Below are 13,796 nucleotides of genomic sequence, written 5' to 3'. Positions count from 1 at the left end.
GCCCACTTTCGCTGAAAATGCTCTAGCCCAGCCGCTCGACACGCGGAACGCTGCCATTGGACGGACGGCCGATACGCCACTGACTGTCCAGTCCGGCCCGGTAGTCGCGCTGCAGGATGGTCGACACGGTGACATAGTCGGCCTGTGCCTCACCGGGCGTCAGGGTCAGGCGGATATAGCCATGATCGACCATGTTGCAGTGGGTGACGTCCGGATTGGCGTCGATCATCATCTGTCCGTAGTCCACACCCGGTGCGGCAAAGCCCGAGAAGGGCGACGGCGAGGTTACCGAAGACCCGACAAATTCTGTCCCGATCCGGTTACCCTGCGCATCTGTCAGCTCGTTGGCCCAGAAGGAATGCACGTCGCCGGTCAGCGTGATGACGTCGGCATCAACCTCGCGAAGAGCTGCAAACAGACGCTCGCGCTCGGCCGGATAGCCGTCCCACATGTCCAGATTGAACGGGATTTCAAACCGGGTACGCATGATGAAATTGCGGGCAAACTCGCTGTCGCGCGTCGCCCACCAGCGCAGCCAGCCCGGCATTTCCTCGGCGAAATTCGGGAAGTTCACCCGGCTCATGATCACCTGGTTGGCCAGGATGCGCCAGGGCTTGCCCGCGGCGACAGAGGCTGCACAGGCTTCGCGGATGCCGGCGATCTGCGCCGCGCCGATCAGCTCGCGATCCTCGGCGCCGACAACATCGCGCTTCCACGCCTCGACCGCGGCGACCACTTCGGGATCCCCGATATCGGCATCCGAGGCGACCGGGAAAGTGTCGTTCAGGACCTCCTGGTCGCGCGCCGACAGACGGCTCTCGATCAGGCACAGCGTCGCCAGATTGCCGATTTCGTAGACGCCATAGCGATTGCGCAGATCTTCCGGTTCGCGCGAGGGCGTCCAGTCATACCAGGCCCGCAGCGCGGCATCGCGCCGGTCTTGCCAGCTGCCCTCGCCGTCATTGTGGTTCTGCGCGCCGCCGGCCCAGGAATTGTTCGCCGTCTCGTGATCGTCCCAGCTCATGATCCAGGGCGCCGCCGCGTGCAGCGCCTGCAGGTCCGGGTCGGACTTGTACTGGGCGTGCCGCGCGACATAGTCGGCATGCGACACGATCTCGTGCACCGGATCGGGCACACGATTCAGCGCCTCGGCATCGCCGGTCGCATACTCGCCCATCGCGTATTCGTAGATGTAGTCGCCCAGGTGCAGGACGAGATCCAGCTCGCCATTCTCCGCCGCCTCGCGATAGACGTTGAAATGCCCGGCCGGAAAGTTTGAGCAGGAGAAGACACCGATCCGGAATTGCTCGACCGTGCCTTCGGGCAGGGTCCGGGTAATGCCGACGGGAGAATAGGTCTCGTTGAGGCGAAAGCGGTAGAAATACCGTTCGCCCGGCTCCAGTCCGGTTGCGAGAATTTTCAGCGTGCCGAGTGCCTGCGGCTGGATGTAGTTGATCTCTTCGCCCTGCCGGAACACCACGTCTTCAAAGGCCTCGTCGCGTGCGACCTCGACGCCGCGCCAGCCGCCGGCATCGTCGCTCAGGGCGGTCCAGAGCATGATGCTGTTCGTGTCGGGATCTCCCGACGCAACGCCGTGCCGGAAATGTCCCTCGGCACGCGGCTCGAACCGTTCCGGACCGCTCGAGCAGGCGCTTACGGCCAGGCCCGCACCGGCGGCACCGATCAGGGCGGTACGGCGTGTCAGCTTCATCTTGCTCATGGGTCTCCCCCCAGACTTCCGCGCGCAGACCGGCGGTTAACACCGATCACTAGCGCAATTTTGCGACGGGTTCACTACGCTCATAAACGAAGGTGGCGCACCGGGCTCCCCGCCCGGCGCGCCACCCGCCCCAGCCTCCCGGGTAAACTAGAACTCGACGCCGCCGCGGATGCCGTAGAGCAGCGGCGAGCCGGCGATGAAGGTCGGCATGCCGAAGCTGCCGCCGGTATTGCCGGCATCGATCAGGTATTCCTCGTCGGTCAGGTTGGTGCCGTAGAGCTCGACGTGGAAGCGTTCGTCGGCATTCTCATAGCGCAGGCGCGCATTGAGCAGGCCGTAAGCGTCCTGGTGCAGGATGCCGCCGAACCGGTCATTATTGTTGTCGAAGTAGATTTTCGACTGCCAGCTATAAGTCGGCAGAAAGCGCAGCGAACCCCAGTTTCCGGCCGCCACTTCCCAGTTCAGACCCAGCGCGAGGGTGTGCTCCGGGGCATAGCGGAACGTGTTGCCCGCCAGCTCCAGCGCATTGCCGTTCGAGTCAGTGTCGTCGAAAGTTGCCGAATTATAGGCATAGCTGGCGAACAGCTCGGCCCGGTCGGTGATGTCGAACTGGCCCTGCAGCTCGGCACCGTACTGCGTGGCATTGCCCGCATTGTCGGTGACAAAGCTGACCGTGCCCGGGTCGAAACGGGTGGTCTGGAAGTTCTCGTATTCCGAATAGAAGACCGAGCCGGACAGCGTGCCGCGTGCAAACGTCCAGAAGGCGCCGGCTTCCACCGAGTCGACGATTTCTGCCGGAGCTTCCGAGAAGAAGGTCGGACTGTCCGTGTCGACCGAGATCACGTCCGGGCGGCGGCCGCGGGCATAGCTGATCCAGGTGTTCAGCATGTCGGTGACGGCGTAGGAGGCCGCGAAGCGCCAGGTGAAGTCGTCGAACTCGCCGGACTGGCTGACGGTTTCGCCATTCGGCGTGTAGGGCGTCACCAGCGTGTTGGCGAAGGTCACGAAGTTGGGACCGTTGATATTGCGGCCATAGCCCGACGAGGTCTTGTCCTCATAGGTCCAGCGCAGGCCGGCAGTCAGGGTCAGACGGTCGGTGACGGCGTAGGAGGTGTCGGCGAAGATGTCGAACGAGGTCGTCTCGCCGGAATTGGAGCCCTCTTCCAGATAGAAGTCGCGCAGCGGCACCAGCTGCTGCTGTTGCAGCAGGGCAGCCACCGAATAGGGGAAGGGGTTGAGCGGATTGTCCAGATCGACACCCGGGAAACCGTTGAGCGCCAGCAGCCCCTCGAGCTGCGCCACGGTGGCGCCGAAACCGGCCGCCAGAGTCGGTGCGAGGATCGCCTGGGCGACGGCCTCATTCATGCCGATCGGAATGCGTTGCTCGCCTTCCTCGTGGAAGTAGAGCGCACCGAGCGAACCCGTCCAGGCGCCGCCGGCATCATAGGACAGGCGGAATTCCTGGCTGAACTGCTCGCCGGTCGCGTCTTCGGCGATGACGAGGAAGGGCAGTGCCATACCGTCCGGATCGAAGATCTCGACCGAGTCGAAATCGCGCCAGCCGGTGATCGCATTCAGCGTCCAGGTGTCGGACAGCTGCAGATCGGCCAGGAAGGTCAGCTCGCGCACTTCACGGTCGAGGCCCAGCTCGGCGCCGCCCTCGAAACCGCCGAACGTGTTCAGCGAGGCCGCGGTGAACGGATCGGTATCACCGCCGACAGCCGGCAGCGTGCCGGACTTGAAGGAGGTGCCCGGAGGCGTGTCCTGCTGATAGTTGGCGATCAGGTCGAAGGAGAAGACATCGTTCGGCGTTCCGGACAGCACCAGACGCACGGCCTGGGTGTCGCGGCCCTGCAGGTCCCCGCCTTCAGTGTTCTGGATATAGCCATCGCGTTCGCGCGACACGCCGGAGATACGCAGACCATAACCGTCGGCGAGACGGAAGTTATAGTGACCGCGCGCCTCGACCTGGCCCTCATTGCCAAAGCCCATCTCGAACGCGCCGGAGTTTTCGTCATCGGCCTTGTTCTGGATGATGTTGATGCCGCCGATCAGCGCGCCACGACCGAACAGGGTCGGCTGCGGGCCCTTGGCCACCTCGATACGCTCGATGTCGAACAGCTCGATATAGGAGCCGCGCGAACGCGTGATCGACACACCGTCACGGAACACGGCCACGCGGGTTTCCGACGTGGCTTCACCGCTATCTGTCGTGATACCGCGGATCGAGTAGCCGGTATTGTTCGGCGACTGTTCCTGCACGATAAGGCCCGGCGTGAAGGCGGCCAGGTCCTCGAAGTCGGCAATGGCGAGATCCTCGAGCAGGGCCTCGTCGAAGGCGCTGACATTGATCGGCACGTCGGCGACAGACTGTTCGCGGAACTGGGTGGTGACCGTGATCACATCCACCGCGTTGTCGTCCTGGGCAATCGCTGCAGGTGCGAAAAACAGGGGCGCAGCAATCGCCGCGGCCGCCATCAGGCGCGCTTTCAACGTCATGGCTAAGTCCTTGCAGTTACGCGGCCCCCTCGGCCGCGATCCGATGCGCCTGTCTATGAAGTGGCCGTGACGCTTTGCCGACAGAGCCATGACAGGTAGATGACGCACTGCAGCATTCAGCCGCGCGTTGCATTCCTGCATCGCCTGGAGGACGATCCGCCCATGACCGGAACTGACCAGCTCACCGAACTCACCGCCGATGCCGACGCGGCCGGCGAACGCCTCGACCGCTGGCTGGCCGGCCAGATCGAGACCCTGTCCCGCTCGCGCCTGAAGGCGCTGATCGAACAGGGGCAGCTTCGGGTCGACGGTACGGTCCTGACCGATCCGTCCGCCAAGATCCTCGCCGGCTCGGTCTATGCCCTGGAAATCCCCGCACCGCGCGCGGCCGATCCCGTGCCCGAGAAGATGGATCTCGACGTGCTGTATGAGGATGACGACCTGATCGTCCTGCTCAAGCCTGCCGGGCTGGCCGTCCATCCCGCTGCCGGCAACTGGACCGGCACGCTGGTGCACGGCCTCCTGTATCACTGCGCCGGCTCACTGTCCGGCATTGGCGGGGTGGAGCGTCCGGGCATCGTGCACCGGCTGGACAAGGACACGTCCGGCGTGATGGTCGTCGCAAAGTCGGATGCCGCACACCAGGGCCTCGCGGCGCAGTTCGCCGCCCACACGGTCGAACGCGCCTATATCGCCTTCACCCGCAATGCGCCCTCGCCCAAGGCCGGCCGGATCGAGACCCGCATCGCCCGCTCACCGCAGGACCGCAAGAAATTCGTCGTGCCCCGGGACCCGCACAGCGAAGCCGGCAAACACGCGATCACCAATTACGCCACCCTCACCCGCTATGGACAGGCGCCGGGCGCCGCGATCGGTACCGGGCTGGCCGCCAAGGTGGAGTGCCGCCTGGAAACCGGCCGTACCCACCAGATCCGCGTCCACATGGCCCATATCGGCTGTCCGCTGCTGGGCGATCCGGTCTATGGCAACAAGCGCGGCAATATCCTGGCGATCTCGGACAATGGCCGCGAGCTGAAGGATTTCCGCCGCCAGGCCCTGCATGCCGCCATTCTGGGCTTCGAACACCCGGTCACAGGCGAAGACATGCGCTTTGAAAGCGAGCTGCCGAAAGACATGGAACGGCTGGAGAAGTTTCTCGAGCGGCTTTGAGGCTGAAATATTGCCGCTTGCGGAGATTGCGACTAGCGTTTCCTTATGATGCGGACACAGAAAACCGATATCATCGGCCGCAGCGCCCCCTTGCTTCTGCCTTACCGCGCGGATGTTTCCGTCGGGGATTTTGCCCCGGACTTCGAGGCGCTGGACGCAAGCGGCCGAAAGTTTCGCCTGTTCGAGGATGCGTTCGCCGGTCAGCCGCTCGTTCTTGTGATCGCCGACAGGATTGACCGGGACGACGTCCGCAACCAGCTCGCCGCCTGGGCCGCAGCTGAAGCTGACATTGAGACGCTCGGCGCTCGGCTTGTCGTCGTGACGACCTGCACCTACTCGCCTCTGCTGAGATCCTTCGCACGCGAGTTTGGCCTCCAGGCGCCTGTTGTGGGGGACGGAAATGGCGTTCTTCTCGCACGGTATGGCCTGGTGAGGGGCATCGACCTGCAATCACCGGAAACAAGCCGCGTCTTCATCATCACTCCATTGGGACAGATCCGCTCAATCATGACCGAACCGACCGACACCGTCGCCGCCGGCCTCGCCACTCTGAAATCCCTGTCTGGAGAAGCAGCAATGAAGGCGGACGCCGGATGGATACCCGGCCATGCCCCCATCCTCGTTATCCCCAACGTGCTGGAGGCGGAGGACTGCCGCGAGTTGATCGACCGCTATGAAGGGTCGGACGGCTTCCGGGTCGCGAAGCCGGCGCCGGGCGATGCCTCGGGCGACTACAAGTTTGCGGTATCCGACTATAATCGGCAGGATCGGATCGATCATGTCATTCAGGATCCGGAACTGCTCGCCCGGCTGGATCGACGGATACAGGAGCGCGTGGTCCCGCAAGTTCTCAAGGCCTTCGCCTTTCAGGTGACCCGCCGTGAAAGCCTGCACATCGCCCGATATTCGGGCCCGCGGGACGGAATTGAGGTCGGCCACCGCGACAATCAACATCCCACGAGTGCCTATCGCCGTTTCGCACTGTCCATCGCACTAAACGAGGACTACGAAGGCGGCGAACTGACGTTCCGGGAATATGCAGGACGTGGCTATCGCGGCGCGACCGGCACCGCCTTCGTTTTCTCGTCCAGCCTGCTGCACGAGATCGAGGAAACAACCTCCGGCGTCCGGTACAATTTGATAAGTCACTTCTTCAATGAGGCGTCGCTTCAGCAATCCAAGCGTTGACGCGGCAGCCAGAACAACGGAGCACCTGCGCCATGGCCGAAATGCTGATGACACGCGGTGTTGGCGGGTCCGACGCCGCGACCGAACTCTCGCGCCTGAGCGACATGCTGGGGCATTGCAAGCCGATACCCGAGGCGACATTCCGCCGCCGGCTGGACGGGCTGCGCGAGCGGATGCGCGATGCCGGGATCGACGCCATCTGGCTGAATGCCGGTTCCAACCTCACCTACTACACTGGCCTGCGCTGGCCGGCGACCGAGCGTCTTGTCGGCGCCCTCGTCGGCGCGGACGGCGGTCTCTCCTATGTCGGTCCGGCTTTCGAGACCGGCACGCTGGAAAGCTATCTGCGCCTCGACGCGCCGCTGGCCGTGTGGGAAGAGCATGAAGACCCTTATGCGCTTGTCGCGTCGCTCGGCCGGGCAAACGCGACACTCGGCCTGTCACCCGACACACCGCTGATCACCGCCAATGCGCTCAACAACGCCTGGAATGGCCCGGCGGCCGATGCGGCCGGGATTGTCCTGAGTGCCCGCGCCCGCAAGGATGCCGACGAGCTGGCGCTGATGCAGGCCACGAAGACGGCAACGATCGAGGTGCACAAGGCCGCCGCGCGCATCCTGCGTCCAGGCATCTCGACCGCCGAAGTGACCGAGTTCATTCATGCCGCCCACAAGAAAATCGGGGCGCCGGGCGGCTCGACCTTCTGCATCGTGCTGTTCGGACCGGACACGGCCTTCCCGCACGGGGTGGCGCGGCCGAAAGCGCTGGAAGACGGCGACATGGTGCTGATCGACACCGGCTGCGCCATGCATGGCTACCAGTCCGACATCACCCGCTCCTATGTCTTCGGCACGCCGACGGACCGGCAGCGTGAAATCTGGGACGCCGAGAAAGCCTGTCAGCTGGCCGCCTTCGACGCCGCCCGGATCGGCACGCCTTGTGCCGATGTCGACGCGGCCGCACGCACCGAAGCCGAACGCCGCGGCCTGGGCCCGGGCTATGCCCTGCCCGGCATCCCGCACCGCACCGGCCACGGCATCGGGCTGGATATCCATGAAGGGCCCTATCTCGTCGGTGGCGACACGACACCGCTGGCGCCCGGCATGTGTTTCTCGAACGAGCCGATGATTTGCGTGCCCGGCGAATTCGGCATCCGGCTGGAAGATCATTTCTACATGACCGACGACGGCCCGCGCTGGTTCACCGAGCCCTCGAAGTCGATCGACGATCCCTTCGGTTGAGACCGGTCAGCCGGCGCTGGAGCCGCTGGTCGCCTTCAGCCCGATAATGCCGATCAGGATCAGTGCCAGAAAGACGATACGGGCCAGCGTCGCCGGTTCCTTGAAGACCAGGATGCCGAGCGTTGCGACGCCCAGGGCGCCGATCCCCGTCCATACGGCATAGGCCGTGCCGGCCGGCAGCTGCTTCATCGCCAGGAAGAGCAGCGTCATCGATCCGATCAGCGCCAGCACGACCCCGCCCTGCTGCCACCAGGGCGCGTCGCGGCCGACATATTTGAAGCCCAGCGCCCAGACCATTTCCAGGATTCCGCCGAGCACGAGCAGGGTCCAGGGACCGAACAGCGACAGGTTCATGGCCTGTCCTCGACCGGTTTGTGATCCGTGCCTTCGCCTTCGGTGACGAACAGCGCTTCGCCGGGTTCGATGATGACACCGCGGTGCCAGACACCGGTCGGTACCAGCACGGCCTCGCCGGGGCCGATACGGACCGTCCGTTCGCCCGCATCCTCTTCCAGAATGAGATCCATGGTTCCCGACAGCATCATGACCAGCTCCTCGCCGGCCGGATGCCGTTCCCAGTGCGGGAAGTCGCCGGTCATCGGCAGCACCATCGCCAGGCGACCGGGATAGTCGCGCTGGCCGCTGGCCAGCTCGCCCCAAAAGTCGCCGGACGTGTCCACTTCGGACGCCCCGCTGGGCGCCAGGTGGATATAGGTCTTTCGCGGATCGAATGTGGTTCCGGGCAAGTTGACCTCCTGCCGGTGACTGGCGCTATCAGGCGCGTCCCTTGCGAATGGCGGCCTGAACCTTGAGTGCCTGCACCGTCATGCGCACATCGTGCACCCGCACCATCGCCGCACCGGCCTGTGCCGCGCGCAAGGCCGCGGCCAGCGAGCCGCCCAGCCGCTCCATTTCGGCAGCGCCCTCATCGATCGCCGCGATGAAACGCTTGCGCGAGGCGCCGAACAGTACCGGATAGCCCAGACCGATCACCTCATCGAGATCGTGCATGAGCGCCAGATTGTGATCCAGCGACTTGCCGAAGCCGATGCCCGGATCAAGCCAGATACTGTCGGCCGTCACGCCTGCCGCCATAGCAATGTCGGCGCGTTCGGTCAGGAAGTCGCAGACCTCGGAGACGACATCGTCGTATTGCGGGTTCTTCTGCATGTCCTGCGGCGTGCCGGACATGTGCATCAGGATCACCGGCACACCCAGTTCGGCCGCCGTTTCCACCGCGCCCTCATAGCGCAGCGCCATGACATCGTTCCAGATATCCGCACCGGCCTCGATCGCAGCGCGCGCGACGGTCGGCTTGAACGTGTCGATGGAGATCCGCGCCGCCGTCTCGTCGCGCAGCGCCTTGATGACGGGAACGACGCGCCGCAGCTCTTCGGCCTCGGGCACCGGATCGGCGCCCGGCCGCGTCGACTCACCGCCGATGTCGATCACATCGGCACCGTTCTTCAGCATTTCCAGGGCACGGCGCACCGCGGCGTCCTGGTCGATCCACTGCCCGCCATCGGAAAAACTGTCGGGCGTGACATTGAGCACGCCCATGACGAAGGGGATGTCAGAATTTCGACGGGTGCGGAACTTCGGCATGTCCGCTAGCTAGTCCCCGCCGTCAGGCTTGGCAAGTCGAGATGCGCCCTACTCCGCCGGGATGCTGTCGTCCTTCTTCTTCATCTTGTCGAACATCTCCCACACGCCGTTATCGCCATGCCAGGCGCCCTTGGTGGCACCCTTGGAGTATTCGGTGGCGCGGGCCTCGAAGAAGTTGGCGTGCTCGACGCCGTTGAGGATTTCCGTCAGCCACGGGATCGGGTGTTCCTTGACGCCATAGATCGTCGGCAGTTTGAGCTGCTTCATGCGCCAGTCGGCGATGTAGCGGATGTACTGCTTGATGTCCTCGGGCGTCATGCCTTCCACCTCGCCGGCCTCGAAGGCGAGCTCGATGAACTTGTCTTCCAGCTTCACCACCGTCTTGCAGCAATCGGCAATGTCATCCTTCACACCCTGGGTCAGGGCGCCGGTCTCGGCCGCGAACGTGTGGAACAGGCGCATCATGCCTTCGCAGTGCAGCGACTCATCGCGCACCGACCAGGAGACGATCTGCCCCATGCCCTTCATCTTGTTGAAGCGCGGGAAATTCATCAGCATGGCGAAGGAGGCGAAGAGCTGCAGCCCCTCGGTGAAGCCGCCGAATACGGCCATCGAGGTGAGAATGTCCTTCTCGGTGTCGCAGCCGAACTGGCCGAGATAGTCATGTTTCGCCGCCATCTCCTGGTATTCCATGAAGGCGGAGAATTCACTGTCCGGCATGCCGATGGTTTCCAGCAGCAGCGCATAGGCCGCGATGTGGATCGTCTCCATGTTGGAGAAGGCGGCCAGCATCATGCGCACTTCAACCGGTTTGAAGAGCGGCATGTAGTTTTCCATGTAGTTGGCGCCGACCTCGACGTCCGACTGGGTGAAGAAGCGGAAGATCTGCGTGAGCAGATTGCGCTCCTTGTCCGTCAGCTTGGTCGCCCAGTCCTTGCAGTCCTCGCCGAGCGGAACTTCTTCAGGCATCCAGTGAACCTGCTGCTGACGCTGCCAGAAATCATAGGCCCACGGATAGCGGAACGGCTTGTAGGTCAGGCTCGGGCTCAAAAGAGTCGGCGCTTTCTCAACAGACAGGGTCATGGTCGCAGCTCCCACGGGGCGGAACGGAATCGGATCGAACACAAGATATTGTGCCTATCCTTTCCAAAACGTCTACAGCTTGATGCGCTCCGGACGACAGGCGGCTGTGGAGAGTGCGCGATTCGCCTGCAATTCGCCATGCCTGGCTCACCCGGGTGCGGCGCTGTGTCCGGCCCCAAGCGCCCTACCAGGTCCAGTTCACCGTGACGGCGCCGAACTCCTCGGTCTCGTCGAAACTGGTGACGCCGGCGACGTGCTTGTACTCGCGGCGCACATAGGCCAGCGACAGGTCCACCTCGCCCACCCGCACCGCGACACCGGCCTGGGCATCGCCCACGACCTGGCGCTGGGCCAGTTGCATGGCGTTGGAGAAGTCGACCCCCTTGGACGGGTCGTACATCAGGGCGCGCCTGTCCGCGCCGGCGAAGACATACCAGCGCGGCCGCTCGCCTTCACCGCCCCGCAGATACTGGCCGACCCGAACCTCCGCGCCCGCCCCGGCCGCAGAGCCCTCCGGGCCGACGCTCAGGCCGGCTCTCGGCGTGAAGGAGACATCGAGCTCCTCGCCCTGCCCCTGGGTTTCGAAGCGTCGCTCATAATTGACCGCCACCGTCGCTTCGCGCTCGCCGCGGTCGATCACGACCGGCGAATACCCGTCTCCGCGCGGCGAGAAGAGACGCTGCGTCCTGTCGCTGCCGGCCGGGTCGACAATCGCCACTTCCAGCGTGCCCGCCTCGCCCAGATCGACGCGGGCGCCCTGCTGCGATGTCAGCGAGGCAAGCGGTTCGCCGCCGAAAGGATCGTCATTCATGGAGAGCGCCGACAGGGCGACACGGGCAGCTGCCGGCGACAGCGGCCGGACCTCGCCCTCGGCGCGAAACTGATCCTGGATCATGCGGGATGATGACGCCCATTCGCTCGCCGCATCGCCCGGCTCGATGAGCACAAAAGCAACGCCGCCCAGCGCAATCGCGCCGGCCGTCACAAGCTCGGCTGTCCGCCCCAGTCTCATCAATCATCCCCTCTGCGCCGAGATTAGCAATCGGCGCGCGAAGCGCATGCCGATTCACTCCAGACGCGAGGAAAGATTAGACCGCGCACGTGACACGGTCCATCACAAGACCATGACACAGCGCAATATCGCGGGCGCCTTCATTGACGAGATCAATGGGGGACACACCCCGGCAGGGATGGAATGAGAAAGGGGACAGCGAAGCGCCATCCCCTTTCCGGGGCCGGTCTCTCCCCCTCGAAGGACCGGCCGGTATGTCGCGTTCGCCTACTGGCAGGCGAGACACTCTTCGTAATCCGTCGGCGCGGCGGCTTCCATCGATTTTTCCGTTTCCGACTTTTTCTCGGAGCCGGCATAGGCCGCCCGCTGCACCGATTTGGAGCGGCAGTAGTAGAGCGACTTCACGCCCTTCTCCCAGGCCGACCAGTGCAGCATGTGAAGGTCCCACTTATCGATATCGCCCGGCAGGAAGATGTTGAGCGACTGCGACTGGCACACGAAGGGCGTGCGGTCGGCGGCATGCTCGATCACCCAGCGCTGGTCAATCTCGAACGCCGTGCGGAACAGCGCCTTCTCGTGCTCGTCCAGCTCCTTGAGATGCTGCACCGAACCCTCGTGTTCCAGGATCGAGGCCCACACCGCCGGCGTGTTCAGCCCCTTTTCCTCCAGCAGCGCCTCGAGCTGCGGGCTCTTCACCGTGGTCGAGCCGGACAGCGTCTTGTGTGTGTAGACATTGGCCGGGATCGGCTCGATGCCGGCAGAGACGCCGCCACAGATGATCGAGATCGACGCCGTCGGCGCAATCGCCAGCTTGTGCGAGAAACGCGCCTTCACACCGGACGCCTCGGCATCCGGACAGGCACCGCGCTCTTCGGCAAGCTTCACCGACGCTGCATCGGCCGCCGTGCGGATATGCTTGAACAGCTTCATGTTCCACGACTTGGCCATCGCGGATTCGAACGGCGCATTCATCTGCTGCAGGAAGGTGTGGAAGCCCATCAGGCCCAGACCGACCGAACGCTCCTGGATCGCTGAATAGACAGCGCGGTCCATCTCGGCCGGCGCGCGGTCGATGAAGTCCTGCAGGACATTGTCGAGGAAGCGGTAGATGTCCTCGATGAAGTCCGGATCGTCCTTCCACTCCAGATATTTCGCCGCATTGAGCGAGGAGAGGCAGCACACCGCCGTGCGCTCCTTGCCCTTGTGGTCGAAACCGGTGGGCAGCATGATCTCGGCGCACAGGTTCGACTGGCGCACTTTCAGGCCCAGCTTGCGCTGGTGCGCGGGCAGGGCGTTGTTCACCGTGTCGGAGAAGATGATGTAAGGCTCGCCGGTCTGCAGGCGCAGCTCGATGATCTTCTGCCACAGCTTGCGGGCATTGACCGTCTTCACCACCTCGCCCGACTTCGGCGACTTCAGCTCGAACTCCTCATCATTGGCAACGGCATTCATGAAGGCGTCGGAAATGTTGAGGCCGTGGTGCAGGTTCAGGGACTTGCGGTTGAAATCGCCCGACGGCTTGCGGATCTCGAGGAATTCCTCGATTTCCGGATGGTGGACGTCGAGATAGACGGCGGCCGAACCACGGCGCAGCGAGCCTTGGGAAATCGCCAGGGTCAGGCTGTCCATCACGCGAATGAAGGGAATGATGCCCGAGGTCTGGCCGTTCTTGCCGATCTTCTCGCCGATCGAACGCACGCTGCCCCAATAGGTGCCGATGCCGCCGCCATTGGAAGCGAGCCAGACATTCTCGGTCCAGGTGCCGACGATCTCGTCAAGCGAATCCCCGACCGAATTCAGGAAGCAGGAGATCGGCAGGCCGCGATCGGCGCCGCCATTGGACAGGACGGGCGTGGCCGGCATGAACCACAGGCGCGAGATATAGTCGTAAAGACGCTGGGCGTGCTCGCCATCGTCGGCATAGGCCGTCGCGACGCGCGCAAACATGTCCTGATAGGACTCACCCGGCAGCAGGTAGCGGTCTTCCAGCGTCTTCTTGCCGAACTCGGTCAGCAGCGCATCGCGCGACCGGTCGATCTTGACGCTTTCAACCAGACGCAGATGTGCACCGGCCGAGGATTTGGGCTTGCCGCGGCGCGCCGGACGCGTCTTGGCAACATCGGTTTCCATCTGGCGATTTGTGGCCGTATCCAGTGGCGACATGATGGCATTACTCCCCAAGCCCGAGGCAAAAAAGTCCTGTCGCGCGGTAGACAGCTCCGCGCAGCGAACGAACCCGAAAGGTCAAAAGAAACTCTGTATAGTGTGTCGCTGTGTC

The 13,796-nt window shown here is 64.0% G+C and carries 11 protein-coding genes; 3 read left to right on the top strand and 8 right to left on the bottom strand.

The window, feature by feature from the left end; translation table 11 throughout:
* Window positions 1–22 precede the first annotated feature (22 nt).
* Together ABJO18_RS10780 and ABJO18_RS10775 are read right to left on the bottom strand one after the other, a co-directional pair.
* On the bottom strand, window positions 23–1,720 hold the full coding sequence (locus ABJO18_RS10780) for an alkaline phosphatase D family protein (protein ID WP_348508916.1): 1,698 nt from the start codon (window positions 1,718–1,720) through the stop codon (window positions 23–25).
* A gap of 147 nt (window positions 1,721–1,867) precedes the next feature.
* On the bottom strand, window positions 1,868–4,219 hold the full coding sequence (locus ABJO18_RS10775; RefSeq protein WP_348508917.1) for a TonB-dependent receptor: 2,352 nt from the start codon (window positions 4,217–4,219) through the stop codon (window positions 1,868–1,870).
* 162 nt (window positions 4,220–4,381) lie between these two features.
* On the opposite strand from ABJO18_RS10775, the gene ABJO18_RS10770 reads away from it, so the two are divergent.
* The 3 genes from ABJO18_RS10770 to ABJO18_RS10760 are packed head-to-tail and all read left to right on the top strand — an operon-like array spanning window position 4,382 to window position 7,818.
* A complete protein-coding gene (locus ABJO18_RS10770) occupies window positions 4,382–5,389 on the top strand; it encodes an RluA family pseudouridine synthase (RefSeq protein ID WP_348508918.1) in 1,008 nt (335 codons plus the stop codon).
* 45 nt (window positions 5,390–5,434) lie between these two features.
* On the top strand, window positions 5,435–6,577 hold the full coding sequence (locus ABJO18_RS10765) for a redoxin domain-containing protein (RefSeq protein ID WP_348508919.1): 1,143 nt from the start codon (window positions 5,435–5,437) through the stop codon (window positions 6,575–6,577).
* 47 nt (window positions 6,578–6,624) lie between these two features.
* On the top strand, window positions 6,625–7,818 hold the full coding sequence (locus ABJO18_RS10760) for a Xaa-Pro peptidase family protein (RefSeq protein ID WP_348508926.1): 1,194 nt from the start codon (window positions 6,625–6,627) through the stop codon (window positions 7,816–7,818).
* A gap of 6 nt (window positions 7,819–7,824) precedes the next feature.
* On the opposite strand, the gene ABJO18_RS10755 is transcribed toward ABJO18_RS10760, so the two are convergent.
* From ABJO18_RS10755 to ABJO18_RS10730, 6 genes are all read right to left on the bottom strand, one after another.
* Complete coding sequence (locus ABJO18_RS10755) at window positions 7,825–8,172, bottom strand: multidrug efflux SMR transporter (RefSeq protein WP_348508920.1); 348 nt, start codon at window positions 8,170–8,172, stop codon at window positions 7,825–7,827.
* A complete protein-coding gene (locus ABJO18_RS10750) occupies window positions 8,169–8,564 on the bottom strand; it encodes a cupin domain-containing protein (RefSeq protein ID WP_348508921.1) in 396 nt (131 codons plus the stop codon). Before ABJO18_RS10750 ends, ABJO18_RS10755 begins: the two co-directional genes overlap by 4 nt.
* A gap of 28 nt (window positions 8,565–8,592) precedes the next feature.
* Window positions 8,593–9,423, bottom strand: a complete 831-nt coding sequence (gene folP / locus ABJO18_RS10745) for a dihydropteroate synthase (RefSeq protein ID WP_348508922.1) — start codon at window positions 9,421–9,423, stop codon at window positions 8,593–8,595.
* A gap of 48 nt (window positions 9,424–9,471) precedes the next feature.
* A complete protein-coding gene (locus tag ABJO18_RS10740) occupies window positions 9,472–10,506 on the bottom strand; it encodes a ribonucleotide-diphosphate reductase subunit beta (RefSeq protein ID WP_348508923.1) in 1,035 nt (344 codons plus the stop codon).
* Window positions 10,507–10,690: 184 nt separating this feature from the next.
* Window positions 10,691–11,518 (bottom strand): lipid A-modifier LpxR family protein, encoded by an 828-nt coding sequence (locus tag ABJO18_RS10735; protein WP_348508924.1) that lies wholly within the window; start codon window positions 11,516–11,518, stop codon window positions 10,691–10,693.
* A 267-nt stretch (window positions 11,519–11,785) separates the two neighbouring features.
* On the bottom strand, window positions 11,786–13,681 hold the full coding sequence (locus tag ABJO18_RS10730; protein WP_271187290.1) for a ribonucleoside-diphosphate reductase subunit alpha: 1,896 nt from the start codon (window positions 13,679–13,681) through the stop codon (window positions 11,786–11,788).
* Window positions 13,682–13,796: the final 115 nt, after the last annotated feature.

This window comes from Maricaulis sp., from assembly GCF_039978735.1.
Taxonomy (GTDB): domain Bacteria; phylum Pseudomonadota; class Alphaproteobacteria; order Caulobacterales; family Maricaulaceae; genus Maricaulis.
Note: the sequence above shows the minus strand (reverse complement) of the source record. Positions and strands in the feature narration are given on the sequence as shown.

Excerpts from the sequence above, each read along its gene's own strand:
- ABJO18_RS10780 (WP_348508916.1), bottom strand. The coding sequence starts at position 1,720 with ATGAGCAAGATGAAGCTGACACGCCGTACCGCCCTGATCGGTGCCGCC.
- ABJO18_RS10775 (WP_348508917.1), bottom strand. The coding sequence starts at position 4,219 with ATGACGTTGAAAGCGCGCCTGATGGCGGCCGCGGCGATTGCTGCGCCC.
- ABJO18_RS10770 (WP_348508918.1), top strand. The coding sequence starts at position 4,382 with ATGACCGGAACTGACCAGCTCACCGAACTCACCGCCGATGCCGACGCG.
- ABJO18_RS10765 (WP_348508919.1), top strand. The coding sequence starts at position 5,435 with ATGATGCGGACACAGAAAACCGATATCATCGGCCGCAGCGCCCCCTTG.
- ABJO18_RS10760 (WP_348508926.1), top strand. The coding sequence starts at position 6,625 with ATGACACGCGGTGTTGGCGGGTCCGACGCCGCGACCGAACTCTCGCGC.
- ABJO18_RS10755 (WP_348508920.1), bottom strand. The coding sequence starts at position 8,172 with ATGAACCTGTCGCTGTTCGGTCCCTGGACCCTGCTCGTGCTCGGCGGA.
- folP (WP_348508922.1), bottom strand. The coding sequence starts at position 9,423 with ATGCCGAAGTTCCGCACCCGTCGAAATTCTGACATCCCCTTCGTCATG.
- ABJO18_RS10740 (WP_348508923.1), bottom strand. The coding sequence starts at position 10,506 with ATGACCCTGTCTGTTGAGAAAGCGCCGACTCTTTTGAGCCCGAGCCTG.
- ABJO18_RS10735 (WP_348508924.1), bottom strand. The coding sequence starts at position 11,518 with ATGAGACTGGGGCGGACAGCCGAGCTTGTGACGGCCGGCGCGATTGCG.
- ABJO18_RS10730 (WP_271187290.1), bottom strand. The coding sequence starts at position 13,681 with ATGTCGCCACTGGATACGGCCACAAATCGCCAGATGGAAACCGATGTT.